The following is a 12,736-nucleotide window of genomic DNA, read 5'->3' on the forward strand; positions in this document are numbered from 1 at the left end:
AGGCTTTAGGGCCGTAGCGGCACGCGGGGTACCGGCCGGTGGGTGGTCCCCGGCGGTTGCCCCGCCGCCCCGGTCCGTTTCGCCCGGATTCGGTTGACCGCCGAGTGCATGGCGGGGTCTGTGGTGTTTACGTGACGGGTGCCGTCGGCCTTGACCAGCACGGCGGTGCCGGTTGTGGGGTCGTAATCCATGTAGCCCTTGTTAAAGGAGCCGTCCCGGTGGTCATTGTTGCACCGGTGATGGGTGGGGCACAGGCCGGTGAGGTTGGTGATGTCGGTGCCGCCGTACCGCAGCCAGGAGATGATGTGGTGGGCTTCGCACTCGCTCATGGCGGTGGTGCAGCCGGCCCATGAGCACACGCCTTGGATGGCGAACATGGCGATGCGTTGCGCAACAGACGCGAGCCGTTTCGACCTGCCCAGGTGCAGCGGCACTCCGGTGAGGCCGTCGACGGTGAGTAAGAAGTCGGAGGTGCCGTCCATGCCGAGGCGCACGAGGTCGAAGGCGTTGAGCTCCACGCCGACGTTGGTTTGGAACAGGGTGGTGGCGTCGGCGTCGGCAAGATCGTCCAGCGTCACCGACACCACCACGGAGGCCGCGCCGCCGTTGGCGGCCTGCTCGCCGTGCTCGTATTGGCGCATGATGGCCATGAACTGGTCGTAGCGGCGCTGGCCTCGGGTGCGGGGGTCGCGGTCCTGCTGGTGTTCAGCCGGGATGTTGGAGTTTGGTGCGAGCCCCTTGTCGGTGAGTGCTTTGTAGAGGGCGTAGTCGCCTGCGGTCATGTGAAGGCGCACGTCGTAGGTGCCGTCGGAGTTTTCCTTGCCCAGGGTGGCCTCGCGCTTTTCAAAGCCAGCGTTGGGGTTCTTCTTTGCGTGTGGCTTGTTCGCCTTGTCCACGAGGCGCTTCACAAACAGCCGCAGGTCCTTTTCGCTGCGTGTCTTCGCTTCCTCCATGGCGCGGGCGTAGATGCTCATGCGTTCGCCCTCGGCGGCCTTGAGCAGTTTGTCGAGTTCTCGCCGGATGATGTCCTGCTTGGCGGCGGGGACCTCGCCGGCGCGACGGCGGGCGTCCTCCTGGTCTTTGCGGCGACGCTCGGCTTCCTCGTCGGCGGCCTTGCGGGCGGCTTCTTCGGCGGCGGCGCGCTCCTCGTCGGTCGGTTCATCGCCGGCGCCAAACAGGTCCCCGAGGAAATCGTCCAGGTCGGGCTCGGGTGGCGGGGGTGGCGCGAACATGGCTTTGGCTCGGGCGAGCCGGTTGTAGGCCTCGCCCTTGGAGATGCCCAACTTTTCCATGAGGTAGGCGTCCGGGTAGTTCGCGCCGACGAGTTTGCCGGCATCGGCGAGGACACAGGCGTGGGCGAAGGAGGCGTCGACGTAGGCCTTCTTATCCATAGCTTGTTCGAGGCGTGCGATGTCGCGGGCGATGGTGGTGAAGGGGAGGGACGTGGGGTCGTCGAAAAGCAGACGCAATTGCGTCAGGCTGTCTACGACTTGGTCAACGAGCCGAGATACGTTGTTCATGTCCCCTCCTTCAAGTAGTTGAGGGTCAATCTATCAACGCGCTCGATGTGGCAATCAAACGTTCGAACACCCGTTCTATTGCAACTGCTTAACCAGGTGCGCTGCCGCCGCAAGTCCGAGTCGCGGATTCGCCTCGCGCACGTCCTTCACCGCGCGCACATACTCGGCCTCTGGGTCGGTGCCGGTCTCCGCGAGCACCCCGCGCGCCCACTCGATTGCGGCGTCCATGTCGGGGAAGAAGCCGACGAGCGACTCCTCCGGGGTCGGCCCGGCATTGACCACACTGTTGAAAATGTTGCGTAAAAAGCGGAACATGGGCCCCACTATGCCCGAAGGTGACTCCGTCTATCAGCTGTCCAAGCGCCTGCAATGGATGCAATGTCGCGAGGTCACAGCCACCTCCATCCGCGTTCCCAGCTATGCCACCGTCGATTTCACGGGTATGATCTGCGAGCGCGTTTGGCCCCGCGGCAAGCACCTGTTCATGGAATTCAAAAAAGATGGCCACCAGGCGCAGATCCTGCACACGCACCTCAAAATGGAGGGCACGTGGTCGATGCATCGCGCCGGAACACGCTGGAAGAAGCCCGCTCATGCGGCTCGCGTGGTGCTTTCGCTTAGCGACGACCCCCAGCCCGACATCGAACTCGTCGGCTTTTGGCTCGGCCTCGTTCGGGTGTTCCCAGCCCGCCAATACGAGCAGGAGATGGGGTATCTCGGTCCGGACCTGCTCGATCCGGATTTCGACATGGCGGAGGCGGTCAGGCGCATCGAGGCACAGCCGGACCTCGAAATCGGACGTGCGCTGCTGGATCAGCGCAATCTTGCCGGCATTGGCAATGAGTACCGCGCGGAGATCAACTTCCTCGCGGGTACCCACCCGAGGGAACGGGTGGGGGAGGTGGACGTCGAAAAGCATGTGCGTCTTGCGCGACGGCTGATGTGGGCGAATAAAGACGCCCCCGTCCGCGTGACCACTGGGATCAAGCGGGCGGGGGAGACGAGTTATGTGTTCGGCCGCAACAACAAGCCGTGTAGGCGCTGCGGCACGCTCATTGAGAAGGGATTTCTCGGCGGCGACGGCGACCTCGAGCGGGTTATTTGGTGGTGTCCGCGGTGTCAGCCGGAGCCCTGATATATTCCATTTCTGGAAAGGGGGGGCGAGATATGGACTTTGAATTTTTGAGAGAAAAACGTCCGTGGGGTAAGCGAGAAATCGACCGGCTCGGGGAGTATTTCGCTGGTAGTGCCAGTGTTCCTGCGGAAGCCGCGGAGATGATTATCTGGCACGACGAGTTAGCTCGACGGACTGCTGCTGCCTGTGCAGGTTTTGCGCAGGATCTTTTTGGCCAGGAAAACCAAAGTCCGGACGTTGTCAGTGCGTATCGAGTGAAATCGCAGGCGACTATTGGTGACAAAATCAGACGGTCGTATGAGGACAAAACGAAGAAGGTTCAACTCGGCCGGATGTGGGATTTCGCCGGGGCTCGAATTACGGCCAACGTGTTGCACGACGATTTGCGCCACCTCTCATGGGAGCTGCAGCAGGTGCTGCGGGCAGAGGGGCATCGTGTGATTGAGCGTGACTATATCGCCCGTGCGCAGCCCGGGGGTTACCGGGCTATTCATCTGGTGTTTCAGTCGGCTGCGGGTAATGTCGAACTCCAAATGCGGACCTTGCTCCAGTCGGAGTGGGCGAACACCTTTGAAAAGTTAGCGGACAAAACTGGGCGAAAGATCCGATACGAAAGCGATGCGCGGCCAGGGAATAAAGAGCTAGCCAGGGTTTTTGATGCGCTAGTTGCGATTGCGCGTGATATTCACCATATGGAACGGCAACGTGCAGCGACGCGTCGGAGTAGTTCGAACTCGATGAAGCAGTTAGCGAATATCCCGATGGGTCTGCCATTGAACTCGAGGCTGCATGAATTGCGGGCGGAAGCTTTTCGAGCATTGTCGTACTCGGAGACTGCTACGAGTCAGCATGCCTCGAGTATTCTGAGCCTCATTGAATCTTTGCGAGCCCTATCGCAACGTCTCAGTTCGTACGAGGTAGAAGAGTGAGGGGGAGACGATGAAGCACTTCCTTATGGTGTTCAACCGCAAGACCGGTCAGCTTCGGATGAAAGAGTATGTGGATGTGCGTGATGCGATCCTGCAGCGGCTTGAAGAGGAACAGGCCAACGACAATCCAGATGTCGAGATTGTTGTGATCGGGGCGCCGTCCTTAGAAGACTTGAAGGTTACGCACTCCCGATACTTCGCGGTCGATGAACTTCCCGATGTTGCTTCGTATTGGGCGCAAGGCGAGAAGGTTTCTTAAAGGGGAGAGGGCGACCGTCACTTTCGTGATCGGTCGCCCTCGAGCGGGTTATTTGGTGGTGTCCGCAGTGTCAGCCTTTTTCGCCTCCCAGTCGCTGAGCGCGCGGCGGATGAAGAACACCAGGAATCCGAGGATGATCAGGATGAGCACGACGTAGATAACGTTGGAGTAGGTGTCGGCGTACTCGGTGGCTTTTTCCCAGTTGTCGCCGAGGATGTAGCCCAGGTAGATCAGGATGGCGTTCCAGATGCCGGAGCCAAGCGTGGTCCACAGGCCGAAGGTGAGAAGGTTCATGTTGCCCAGGCCCGCCGGGATGGAGATCAGCGACCGCGCACCCGGGATGAGGCGACCGATGAACACGCTGGGCTTGCCGTATTTGTTGAAGAAATCCATCGATGCGTCCACGTCGGAGGCGCGCACGAGCCACATCCAATCGGCGATCTTGCGCAGGCGCTCCAAGCCGAGCCAGGCGCCGATGCCGTACAGCACGTATGCGCCGACGACGGAGCCAAGCACGGACCAGATGAACACGCTGACCATGTTCAAAGAGCCCTGCGCGACGGTGAAGCCTGCCAGCGGCAGTACGACCTCGGACGGAATGGGTGGGAAGAGGTTCTCCAAGAGGATCGCAATGCCGACACCGGGGGCGCCAAGGGTTTCCATAAGGCCGACGATCCAGTCGATGATGCTCTGCATTGGGCCTATCTTGCCTTATTCGACCTCAAGCTTCCAAGTGTGCACCGGCGCGTCTGCCTGGGAGTTTTTGATGTACTGCCGTAAAACCCGGGCGAGGCCTTCGGCGCGTTCGCTTGTGGCGGGTTTGGATCCGGCGGCGACGCGGCTCAGGGCGTCGAGTTGCCAGGTCGCCCCGTTTTGGCCGGTGCGCACGCGGCCCTCGATGATGCCGAGGTATTCGTCTGCGCAGGATTGGTCCACGTCAAGGGCTCGCAGGCCTTCGTAGGCGAGGTCGAGCAGATGCTTCTCGACGAGCTCACGTACCGGAACCGAACCCAACGTCGGCCATTCCATCTCGGCGTTGATGCCGTGCTTGGCGCCGGCGAGGAAGTTACGGTTTGCGGCGTCGAAGGTGAGGCGCGACCACACAGGTCGGGTCTGGTTGCTTAGGGCTTTGACCAGGCCGTAGTAGAGCGCAGCGTCGGCAACGATGTCCTTGACGGTCGGGCCAGCGGGAAGCAGGCGGTTTTCCACGCGGATGTGGCTGAGTTCGCCCGCCGGATCGTAGATGGGCCGGTTCCAGCGCCAGATCGTGCCGTTGTGCAGGTTGAGGTAGTGCAGGCCAGGGTTGTCGCCGTTCATGAACGGGGTGCCTGCGTCGGCGCGGCCTTCGGGCAGCAGCGGGGAGAAGTAGCGCACGTTTTCTTCAAACAGGTCGAAGACGCTGGTGATCCAGCGTTCGCCGAACCACACACGCGGGCGCACGCCTTGGTTGATCAGTTCTTTGGTGCGTGTATCGATGGACTGTTTGAACACCGGGATGCGCGACTCGTGCCACACCTTGTGGCCGAGGAACAGCGGTGAGTTTGCTGAGAGCGCGACCTGCACACCCGCGATGGCTTGGGAAGCGTTCCACGCTTCCGCGAACCGGTCTGGTGCCACCTGGAGGTGTAGCTGCATGGATGTGCAGGTGGATTCGGGGGCGATGGTCTCAAAGTAGTGGGTGTATTTCTCCTCGCCCCGCAGGTCGATTTTGACCAGTTCACCGCGCGATTCCAGGATCGAGTTGTTCAGTCCGGCGTAGCGATTCTCTGGCGTCATCCACTCGTCGCTATCGAGAAGCTGCGAGGTCATCGTGGGCAGGGTGCCGATCATTGCCAGGTGCGACCCGGCCCGCTTTGCTGCCTCGCGCACGCGGGCAAGTCGCTTCTCGACGCCACCAGCCAACTCCGCTAGCCCCTGGCCTTGAATATCCAAGGGTGGGTGGTTCATCTCCACGTTGTAAGCGCCGATTTCGGCCTGGTACTCGCTATCAAGCAGCGCGAGCACGGCTTGGTTGTTGGGGTGGGGGAGCATGGTGTCGTCGACAAGATTGAGCTCCAACTCCAGCCCGATCGTGCCGTGATCGACGAACTCGGCGCCCTGGAGGTGCCGGTCGAAGCGCTCCAGCTCATCCTCGAGCCGACGGCGGTACGTGGTGCGCTGGCGTGGCGTGTAGGACTCGGATGAGATGGCGTCGCCCATTAGCGGTGCTCCCTGTACCAGGTGATGAGGTTGTCGGTGGATTGGTCGCCGGAGGCGGGCTCTTCCTCGCCCGCAACGGCAGCGGCGAGGTCATTGGCCTGAGCCTTGCCCAACTCCACGCCCCACTGGTCGAAGGCGTTGATGCCCCAGATGGCGGCCTCCACGAACACGATGTGCTCGTACAACGCAATCAACGCGCCGAGGGAGTGCGGGGAGAGTTCCTCCGCCAGGATCGTGGTGGTGGGGCGGTTGCCAGGCATAACCTTGTGCGGCGCAAGTGCATGCGGGACACCTTCTGCTTCGATTTCCTGCTGGGTTTTGCCAAACGCCAGCACCTTCGTCTGCGCGAAGAAATTACCCATGAGCAGGTCGTGCATGGAGCCTTCGCCGGTGGCGGTGGGCAGATCAGCGCGTGGTTTGGCAAAGCCGATGAAGTCCGCCGGAATCAGTGTGGTGCCCTGGTGGATCAATTGGAAAAAGGCGTGTTGGCCGTTGGTGCCGGGCTCGCCGAAGAAGATTTCGCCGGTGTCATAGGTGACCGGGGTGCCGTCGATACGCGTGCGCTTGCCGTTGGACTCCATGGTCAACTGCTGCAGATACGCCGGGAAGCGGGCGAGGTCCTGCGCGTACGGCAACACCGCATGGGTCTGGGCCTGGTAGAAGTTGCGGTACCACACGTTGAGCAGCCCCATGAGTACAGGCACGTTGCGCTCGAAATCGGTGGTGCGGAAGTGCTCATCCATCGCGTGGAACCCGGCGAGGAACTCGCGGAAACGCTCCGGGCCGATGACCACCATCAGCGACAGGCCGATCGCGGAATCCACCGAGTAGCGCCCGCCAACCCAGTCCCAGAAGCCGAACATGTTGTCCGTGTCAATGCCGAACTCGGCGACCTTCTCCACATTGGTAGAGACGGCTACGAAGTGCTTTGCAATCGCGGTGTCGTCGCCATCGAAAGTCTCGAGCAGCCAGCGCTTCGCCGCATGCGCGTTAGACAGGGTTTCCTGCGTAGTAAACGTTTTGGAGGCGACGATAAACAGCGTCTGCTCCGGGTCAGCGTCAGCGAGCACCCGGGTCATATCGGCCGGATCCACGTTGGAGACGAACTCCGCGCTCACCCCAGCATCCGCGTAGGTACGCAACGCCTGAGCAGCCATGGCTGGCCCCAGGTCGGAGCCGCCGATGCCGATGTTGACCACCTTGGTAATCGGCTTGCCCGTGTGGCCGAGCCAATCGCCAGAGCGCACCGACTCCGCAAACGCACTCATGCGCTCCAGCACATCGTGCACGTCAGCGGTGACATCCTGGCCGTCGACGATCAGCGCCCGATCCGCCGGGGCGCGCAGCGCGGTGTGCAGCACAGCCCGGTCCTCGGTGGTGTTGAGGTGCTCGCCCGAAAACATTGCAGTGATGCGTTCGGTCAGGTCGGCGTCGTCGGCAAGTGCAATCAGCGCCTCCATGACACGCCCGTTGAACAGGTTCTTCGACAGATCCACGTGCAAACCGGCGGCGTCGAAAGTGAAGCGCTCGGCGCGCTGCGCGTCGGCCCGAAACAGATCACGCAGCGTCGTGCGAGACGTTTCAGCATGGAGTTTTTCGAGCTTTTTCCAGCTCGGTGCGGACGTAATGTCGTGCATTGCAGCCTCCCAGGCGGCGGTGATCATCTCCAGCGTTCAATGCAAACTACGGTAGTCAAAACCTGTCGTGCCTTCCGGGTAACACCCCACCACCCGGCAAATCTGGATAATGGCGCCCATGAGCATCGTCAAGATCAACGCGATTACTGTCCCCGAAGGCGCCGGCGAGGAACTCGAGCGCCGCTTCGCTGCCCGCAAGCACGCCATCGACTCCCAGCCCGGCTTCGAAGGCTTCCAGCTTCTGCGCCCGGTCAAGGGGGAGGAGCGCTACTTCGTGGTCACCCGCTGGGCCGACGAGGAGTCCTACAACGCCTGGTGGGAAGGCGCAGGCCGCGCCGGGCACGCTGAAAGCGACAAGGGCGGCGATAACGGTGAGGCCCCGCGCAAGCCGGTGTCACAGTCTGCTGAACTGCTGGAATTTGAGGTCGTGCTCGATTCCACCGAGCAGGACTAGCCGTCCGGAGCGCTAGCCCCAAGTGCGTTAACCCAACTTGCCCCGGCCGAGCCGCAGCAGGATCTGTGCCAGGCCGGGGCCTTCCTCGCCCAACTCGTCCTGGAACTGGTTAATGATGGCCACCTCGCGAGTGTGGACAAGACGCGTGCCGCCCGAGCCCATGCGTGTCTTACCAATCGCGGCGGAAATCTGGCTGCGGCGCTTCACTGCGTCGAGGATGACGCGGTCAAGTCGGTCGATTTCCTTGCGGTATTCCTGGATCTCCGCGTCCGAAAGGGGATCGTCGGTGCCGGATGGCATGCGGATTTCTAGCTCACTCATGGCAGTAGATTATGCCAGTTCGAACACACGGTCAGGGTCGTGTCGGCGGCGTTAGTACAGTGACTGCCATGACTGATGTGACCCTTGGCCTGAACCCGCAGCAACAGGCGGCCGTCGTGCACGAAGGTAGCCCGCTGCTTATCGTCGCCGGCGCTGGTTCCGGCAAAACTGCGGTGCTGACCCGCCGTATTGCCTATTTGCTGCAAAACCGTGGGGTAGCGCCGTGGCAGATCCTTGCCATCACCTTTACTAATAAGGCCGCAGCGGAGATGAAGGAGCGCGTCGGCCAACTCGTCGGACCTGAGGCGGAACGCATGTGGGTGGCCACGTTCCACTCGGTGTGCGTGCGTATTTTGCGCCAGCAGGCGCAGTTGGTGCCGGGGTTGAATACCAACTTCACTATTTATGATTCGGACGATTCACGTCGACTGCTCGGCATGATCGGCAAAGACATGAACTTGGATCTGAAGAAGTTCTCGCCGCGCGTGCTGGCCAACGCGATTTCGAATCTGAAAAACGAGTTGGTGGATCCGGACCAGGCGCAAGCACAGGCGCAACGCACCCACAACCCGTTCGAGACCACGGTGGCGAACGTGTTCGCGGAATATCAGCGCCGCCTGCGTCAATCCAACGCGCTCGATTTCGACGATCTGATCGGCGAGGTAGTCCGCATCTTCAAGACGCATCCGCAGGTCACGGAGTACTACCGGCGTCGCTTCAGGCATGTGCTTGTCGACGAATATCAGGACACCAACCACGCTCAATACGAACTCATCCACACCCTGGTGGGCGACGGCCCCGACGCGCCCGAGCTGGCGGTGGTGGGCGATTCTGACCAGTCCATTTACGCCTTCCGTGGCGCGACGATCCGCAACATCGAGGAGTTCGAGCGCGACTACACCGATGCGGAGACGATCATGCTGGAGCAGAACTACCGCTCCACGCAGAACATCTTGAGTGCCGCGAACGCTGTCATCGCGCAGAACGAGGGCCGCCGCCCGAAGAAGCTGTGGACTGACCACGGCACGGGGGAGAAGATCGTCGGCTATGTCGCGGACAACGAGCACGACGAGGCCCGCTTCATCGCCACGGAAATCGATGCCCTGTCGGATCGCGGCGTGCCGTACTCGGATATCGCAGTGATGTATCGCACCAACAACGCCTCGCGCGCGTTGGAAGACATTTTCATCCGCTCGGGTATTCCGTACAAGGTAGTCGGCGGGACCCGCTTCTACGAGCGCCGCGAGATCCGCGACATCGTTGCTTACCTGAAGGTGCTAGAAAACCCGGACGACACGGTGAGCATGCGGCGCATTGTCAACGTGCCAAAACGCGGCATTGGCGACAAGGCGCAAGCCATGGTGGCGCTGCACTCGGAGCAAAACAATCAAAGCTTTGGGCGTTCGCTTATCGACGCCACTGAGGGCAACGTGGACATGCTGGCCAAGGCCGCCACGAACTCCATTACCCGCTTCGTGGACATGATGAGGGGGCTCCGCCAGGACATGCCGAACATGGTCAATGAGGTCACCGGCATGCCAGACCTCGGGCAACTGGTCGCCCAGGTGCTTGATGCCACCGGCTACAAGGCAGAGCTTGAAGCCTCCAACGACCCGCAGGACGGGGCGCGCCTGGACAACCTCAACGAGTTGGTCTCTGTCGCCCGTGAGTTCTCCTCGGACGCTGCGAACCAGATGGCGTACATGACCGATGAAGAAATCGACGAGGTTATGCAGGAAGGCGAACCCGCGCCGGGATCACTGCAGGCGTTTTTGGAGAAGGTTTCGCTCGTCGCTGATGCGGATCAGTTGCCGGACAACGAGCAGGGCGTGGTCACGTTGATGACGTTGCACACTGCAAAGGGCCTGGAGTTCCCGGTGGTGTTTGTTACCGGCTGGGAGGACGGACAGTTCCCACACCTGCGTGCGTTGGGGGATCCAGCGGAGCTCGCCGAGGAACGTCGCCTGGCGTATGTGGGGATTACGCGCGCCCGCGAGCGGCTATATCTGACGCGTGCGATGCTGCGCTCATCGTGGGGCTCTCCGGTAACCAACCCGGCCAGTCGCTTCCTCGCAGAGGTCCCGGAGGACCTCATCGACTGGCGCAGGTTGGAACCGGAGCGCTCCTTCAACGCGGATGCGTGGGGCTCGCCCTCGCGTCCACGCACGCAGATGCGCTCTGCGCGCCGTGCACCGAAACAGACGGTGCACAAGAATTTGAACTTAGTGGCCGGAGACCGCGTCAACCACGCGAAGTACGGGTTGGGCACGGTCCTCACCGTGGAAGGTTCCGGTGTGAGGGAGACGGTGACAATCGATTTCGGGTCGTCTGGCACCGTCAGGCTGATGACCATCGGCGGGGTGCCGATGGAAAAGCTTTAGATCCGGATACCCTGCTGGGCCAGCCAGACCTCGGGGTCGGCGTGGTTCACACCGTCCGGCTTGACCTCGAAGTGGAGGTGCGGGCCCGTGGAGTAGCCCTCGTTGCCGATGGAGGCGATCTTCTGGCCCGCCTTGACGCGCTGGCCGACCTGCACGTCGTAGTAACGCATGTGGCCGTAGACGGTCTCTTCGCCACCGTCGTGCTTGATCACGACCCAGTTGCCAAAGCCCTGCGCCGGACCTGCTGCGGTGACGGTGCCGTCCATTGCCGCGTAGATCGGGGTGCCTTCCGTGTTGGCAATGTCGATGCCACGGTGGAACGTGCCCCAGCGTGGACCGTAACCGGAGGTGTAGCGGCCAGACGCCGGCATGACCACGGTGCGGCCATCTGCGGTGCGGCCGCGCTGCGGTGCGACCCAGTCCGTGCCATCGGCAGGAGCGAACGCGGCCGACAGCGGCGCATCGAGGGCGCGCGGGTCGTACACGATCTTGTAGCCGCCGGCGGTCACGGTTGCACCGTTGTCCAGGATGGCGTCTGCAGCCTTTGCAAGGGCGCCCAAGGCGTCGCCCTGGTTGCCGATAGGTGCGCCACCGACAGTGAGGGTCAGTGCGTGCGCTGGCGACGCTACAAGCGTCAGCGCCAATGCTGCAGCGGCTGCCACGGAGGCACCGGGGAACATACGACTGGTTTTCACAGTTTTACCTTCTCTACGCAGGTCTGGTTCGGCGCAGCTTTGGCTACGCGCACAGCAGGTCAATTTAACGTGTGTCCACCCGCGAAGCAATGGCGTGACCTGCACGTTTGTTCTAATTGGGCGTAGCTATGTGGTATCGCTGCAGGCAGGCGCGATGTTACTGAAGTGAAATTTGTTACGGATGTTAATTGCCTGTGGGGGTGGATGGTGTACCCCCGCATGCTCCGAAAAGTTGGACACCCAACAATGAAAAAGCCCCGCCGAAGCGGGGCAGAAGTCTGTGTGGCTTAGAGCTGGATGCCGCGTGCGGCCAACCAAGGCTCCGGGTCGACAGCGGTTGCGCCGTCCGGCCAGATTTCAAAGTGCAGGTGCGAGCCGGTGGAGAAGCCCAGCGAACCCATGCCGGCGATGTCCTGGCCGGCATGGACCTGCTCGCCGACGCCTACGTGCAGAGACTGCATGTGGCCGTAGACGGAAATGGAGCCGTCCTCGTGGCGGATGCGGATCCACTGGCCGTAGCCCTGGGCCGGGCCGGAGTCGATCACAGTGCCATCGGCAACTGCGCGGATCGGGGTGCCTTCCACGTTGGCGATATCGATGCCGGAGTGCATCGAACCCCAGCGCATGCCGAAGCCGGAGGTGTAAGCGCCGTCGGCCGGGCGGACGACCAGCGGGGCACGTGCTGCTTCGTCTTGGCGAGCGACCTCGTCGGAGTGCTGGACTGCCTTGTTGAGCTGGTCGGTAAGGTTCTCAACCGGCTTGTACTCCGCGATCGCCAGGATCTGCGGGGTTGCGGCGTCGCTGTCTGGGGTGCCGGCAATTTCGTCGGTATCGGCTGCGAGCTGGATGGAGTAATCCGCGTCTTGGCTCTTGTCTGATGTGAGAGCGCCTGCGGCGAGGCCGGAGAAGCCGGCGGTGGAAACCGCGCCAGTGGCGGCGGCGACGACAGCTGCGCGACCCGTGTTCGGCGTCTGCTTACGGTGCTTGCCGCCCTGCTTCTTCGAAATGAACATGTGCCCTCTTTGAGATTTCCCGTTGGCCCGAATTCCCCCTGCTAGTGCTGTTTCCGGCAGGGGAATCGTAACCTTCCTGTTATCTACGAGTGGTTACTGTAACGAATTGGTTTCATCGGGGCAAGATGAATCTGAAAATTGTCTTAATCGTTCGCTGTCTTCGCAGTGTTACATCCCGGTTGCATCCACGTCA

13 protein-coding genes are annotated in these 12,736 nt (G+C 61.8%); 5 read left to right on the forward strand and 8 right to left on the reverse strand.

Annotated features, from left to right (window positions below; translation table 11 throughout):
- Positions 1-5 precede the first annotated feature (5 nt).
- Together HMPREF2617_RS06645 and HMPREF2617_RS06650 are read right to left on the reverse strand one after the other, a co-directional pair.
- Positions 6-1,520, reverse strand: coding sequence for an HNH endonuclease signature motif containing protein (locus HMPREF2617_RS06645; protein WP_070840365.1), 1,515 nt, complete (start codon positions 1,518-1,520; stop codon positions 6-8).
- Between the two features lie 75 nt (positions 1,521-1,595).
- On the reverse strand, positions 1,596-1,835 hold the full coding sequence (locus HMPREF2617_RS06650; protein WP_070815950.1) for a hypothetical protein: 240 nt from the start codon (positions 1,833-1,835) through the stop codon (positions 1,596-1,598).
- 10 nt (positions 1,836-1,845) lie between these two features.
- Here HMPREF2617_RS06650 and HMPREF2617_RS06655 point away from each other — a divergent pair, with 10 nt between their 5' ends.
- From HMPREF2617_RS06655 to HMPREF2617_RS06665, 3 genes are read left to right on the forward strand one after another with little or no spacing between them, the layout of a single operon-like run.
- Positions 1,846-2,655, forward strand: coding sequence for a DNA-formamidopyrimidine glycosylase family protein (locus HMPREF2617_RS06655; RefSeq protein WP_070840392.1), 810 nt, complete (start codon positions 1,846-1,848; stop codon positions 2,653-2,655).
- 32 nt (positions 2,656-2,687) lie between these two features.
- Positions 2,688-3,584 carry a RelA/SpoT domain-containing protein gene (locus tag HMPREF2617_RS06660; protein WP_070840366.1) on the forward strand — a complete coding sequence of 299 codons (897 nt, stop codon included), beginning with the start codon at positions 2,688-2,690 and terminating at the stop codon, positions 3,582-3,584.
- Positions 3,585-3,594: 10 nt separating this feature from the next.
- A complete protein-coding gene (locus tag HMPREF2617_RS06665; RefSeq protein WP_070840367.1) occupies positions 3,595-3,843 on the forward strand; it encodes a hypothetical protein in 249 nt (82 codons plus the stop codon).
- 48 nt (positions 3,844-3,891) lie between these two features.
- Here the strand turns inward: HMPREF2617_RS06665 and HMPREF2617_RS06670 are convergent, their stop codons facing one another.
- From HMPREF2617_RS06670 to pgi, 3 genes are read right to left on the reverse strand one after another with little or no spacing between them, the layout of a single operon-like run.
- On the reverse strand, positions 3,892-4,539 hold the full coding sequence (locus HMPREF2617_RS06670; RefSeq protein ID WP_070840368.1) for a DedA family protein: 648 nt from the start codon (positions 4,537-4,539) through the stop codon (positions 3,892-3,894).
- Between the two features lie 15 nt (positions 4,540-4,554).
- Positions 4,555-6,042 (reverse strand): glutamate-cysteine ligase family protein, encoded by a 1,488-nt coding sequence (locus tag HMPREF2617_RS06675; protein ID WP_070840369.1) that lies wholly within the window; start codon positions 6,040-6,042, stop codon positions 4,555-4,557.
- Positions 6,042-7,679, reverse strand: coding sequence for a glucose-6-phosphate isomerase (gene pgi / locus HMPREF2617_RS06680; protein ID WP_070840393.1), 1,638 nt, complete (start codon positions 7,677-7,679; stop codon positions 6,042-6,044). The genes HMPREF2617_RS06675 and pgi overlap by 1 nt, the downstream gene beginning before the upstream one ends.
- A 118-nt stretch (positions 7,680-7,797) precedes the next feature.
- Here pgi and HMPREF2617_RS06685 point away from each other — a divergent pair, with 118 nt between their 5' ends.
- Complete coding sequence (locus HMPREF2617_RS06685; RefSeq protein WP_070483701.1) at positions 7,798-8,133, forward strand: antibiotic biosynthesis monooxygenase family protein; 336 nt, start codon at positions 7,798-7,800, stop codon at positions 8,131-8,133.
- A 27-nt stretch (positions 8,134-8,160) separates the two neighbouring features.
- On the opposite strand, the gene HMPREF2617_RS06690 is transcribed toward HMPREF2617_RS06685, so the two are convergent.
- Positions 8,161-8,454 (reverse strand): chorismate mutase, encoded by a 294-nt coding sequence (locus HMPREF2617_RS06690; RefSeq protein ID WP_070483699.1) that lies wholly within the window; start codon positions 8,452-8,454, stop codon positions 8,161-8,163.
- Positions 8,455-8,522: 68 nt separating this feature from the next.
- On the opposite strand from HMPREF2617_RS06690, the gene pcrA reads away from it, so the two are divergent.
- Positions 8,523-10,835, forward strand: a complete 2,313-nt coding sequence (pcrA, locus tag HMPREF2617_RS06695) for a DNA helicase PcrA (RefSeq protein ID WP_070840370.1) — start codon at positions 8,523-8,525, stop codon at positions 10,833-10,835.
- On the opposite strand, the gene HMPREF2617_RS06700 is transcribed toward pcrA, so the two are convergent.
- Both HMPREF2617_RS06700 and HMPREF2617_RS06705 read right to left on the reverse strand, forming a co-directional pair.
- A complete protein-coding gene (locus HMPREF2617_RS06700; protein WP_224212937.1) occupies positions 10,832-11,530 on the reverse strand; it encodes a M23 family metallopeptidase in 699 nt (232 codons plus the stop codon). The two genes, pcrA and HMPREF2617_RS06700, sit on opposite strands and share 4 nt — an antisense overlap.
- A 287-nt stretch (positions 11,531-11,817) precedes the next feature.
- Positions 11,818-12,543 (reverse strand): M23 family metallopeptidase, encoded by a 726-nt coding sequence (locus HMPREF2617_RS06705; protein ID WP_070840371.1) that lies wholly within the window; start codon positions 12,541-12,543, stop codon positions 11,818-11,820.
- Positions 12,544-12,736 lie beyond the last annotated feature (193 nt).

The sequence above is a fragment of the Corynebacterium sp. HMSC070H05 genome, assembly GCF_001837615.1.
In the GTDB taxonomy this organism is placed as follows: Bacteria; Actinomycetota; Actinomycetes; order Mycobacteriales; family Mycobacteriaceae; genus Corynebacterium; species Corynebacterium coyleae.

Bases quoted from the DNA above. Each gene is read 5' to 3' on its own strand.
- HMPREF2617_RS06645 (WP_070840365.1), bottom strand. From the start codon at position 1,520: ATGAACAACGTATCTCGGCTCGTTGACCAAGTCGTAGACAGCCTGACG.
- HMPREF2617_RS06650 (WP_070815950.1), bottom strand. From the start codon at position 1,835: ATGTTCCGCTTTTTACGCAACATTTTCAACAGTGTGGTCAATGCCGGG.
- HMPREF2617_RS06655 (WP_070840392.1), top strand. From the start codon at position 1,846: ATGCCCGAAGGTGACTCCGTCTATCAGCTGTCCAAGCGCCTGCAATGG.
- HMPREF2617_RS06660 (WP_070840366.1), top strand. From the start codon at position 2,688: ATGGACTTTGAATTTTTGAGAGAAAAACGTCCGTGGGGTAAGCGAGAA.
- HMPREF2617_RS06665 (WP_070840367.1), top strand. From the start codon at position 3,595: ATGAAGCACTTCCTTATGGTGTTCAACCGCAAGACCGGTCAGCTTCGG.
- HMPREF2617_RS06670 (WP_070840368.1), bottom strand. From the start codon at position 4,539: ATGCAGAGCATCATCGACTGGATCGTCGGCCTTATGGAAACCCTTGGC.
- HMPREF2617_RS06675 (WP_070840369.1), bottom strand. From the start codon at position 6,042: ATGGGCGACGCCATCTCATCCGAGTCCTACACGCCACGCCAGCGCACC.
- pgi (WP_070840393.1), bottom strand. From the start codon at position 7,679: ATGCACGACATTACGTCCGCACCGAGCTGGAAAAAGCTCGAAAAACTC.
- HMPREF2617_RS06685 (WP_070483701.1), top strand. From the start codon at position 7,798: ATGAGCATCGTCAAGATCAACGCGATTACTGTCCCCGAAGGCGCCGGC.
- HMPREF2617_RS06690 (WP_070483699.1), bottom strand. From the start codon at position 8,454: ATGAGTGAGCTAGAAATCCGCATGCCATCCGGCACCGACGATCCCCTT.
- pcrA (WP_070840370.1), top strand. From the start codon at position 8,523: ATGACTGATGTGACCCTTGGCCTGAACCCGCAGCAACAGGCGGCCGTC.
- HMPREF2617_RS06705 (WP_070840371.1), bottom strand. From the start codon at position 12,543: ATGTTCATTTCGAAGAAGCAGGGCGGCAAGCACCGTAAGCAGACGCCG.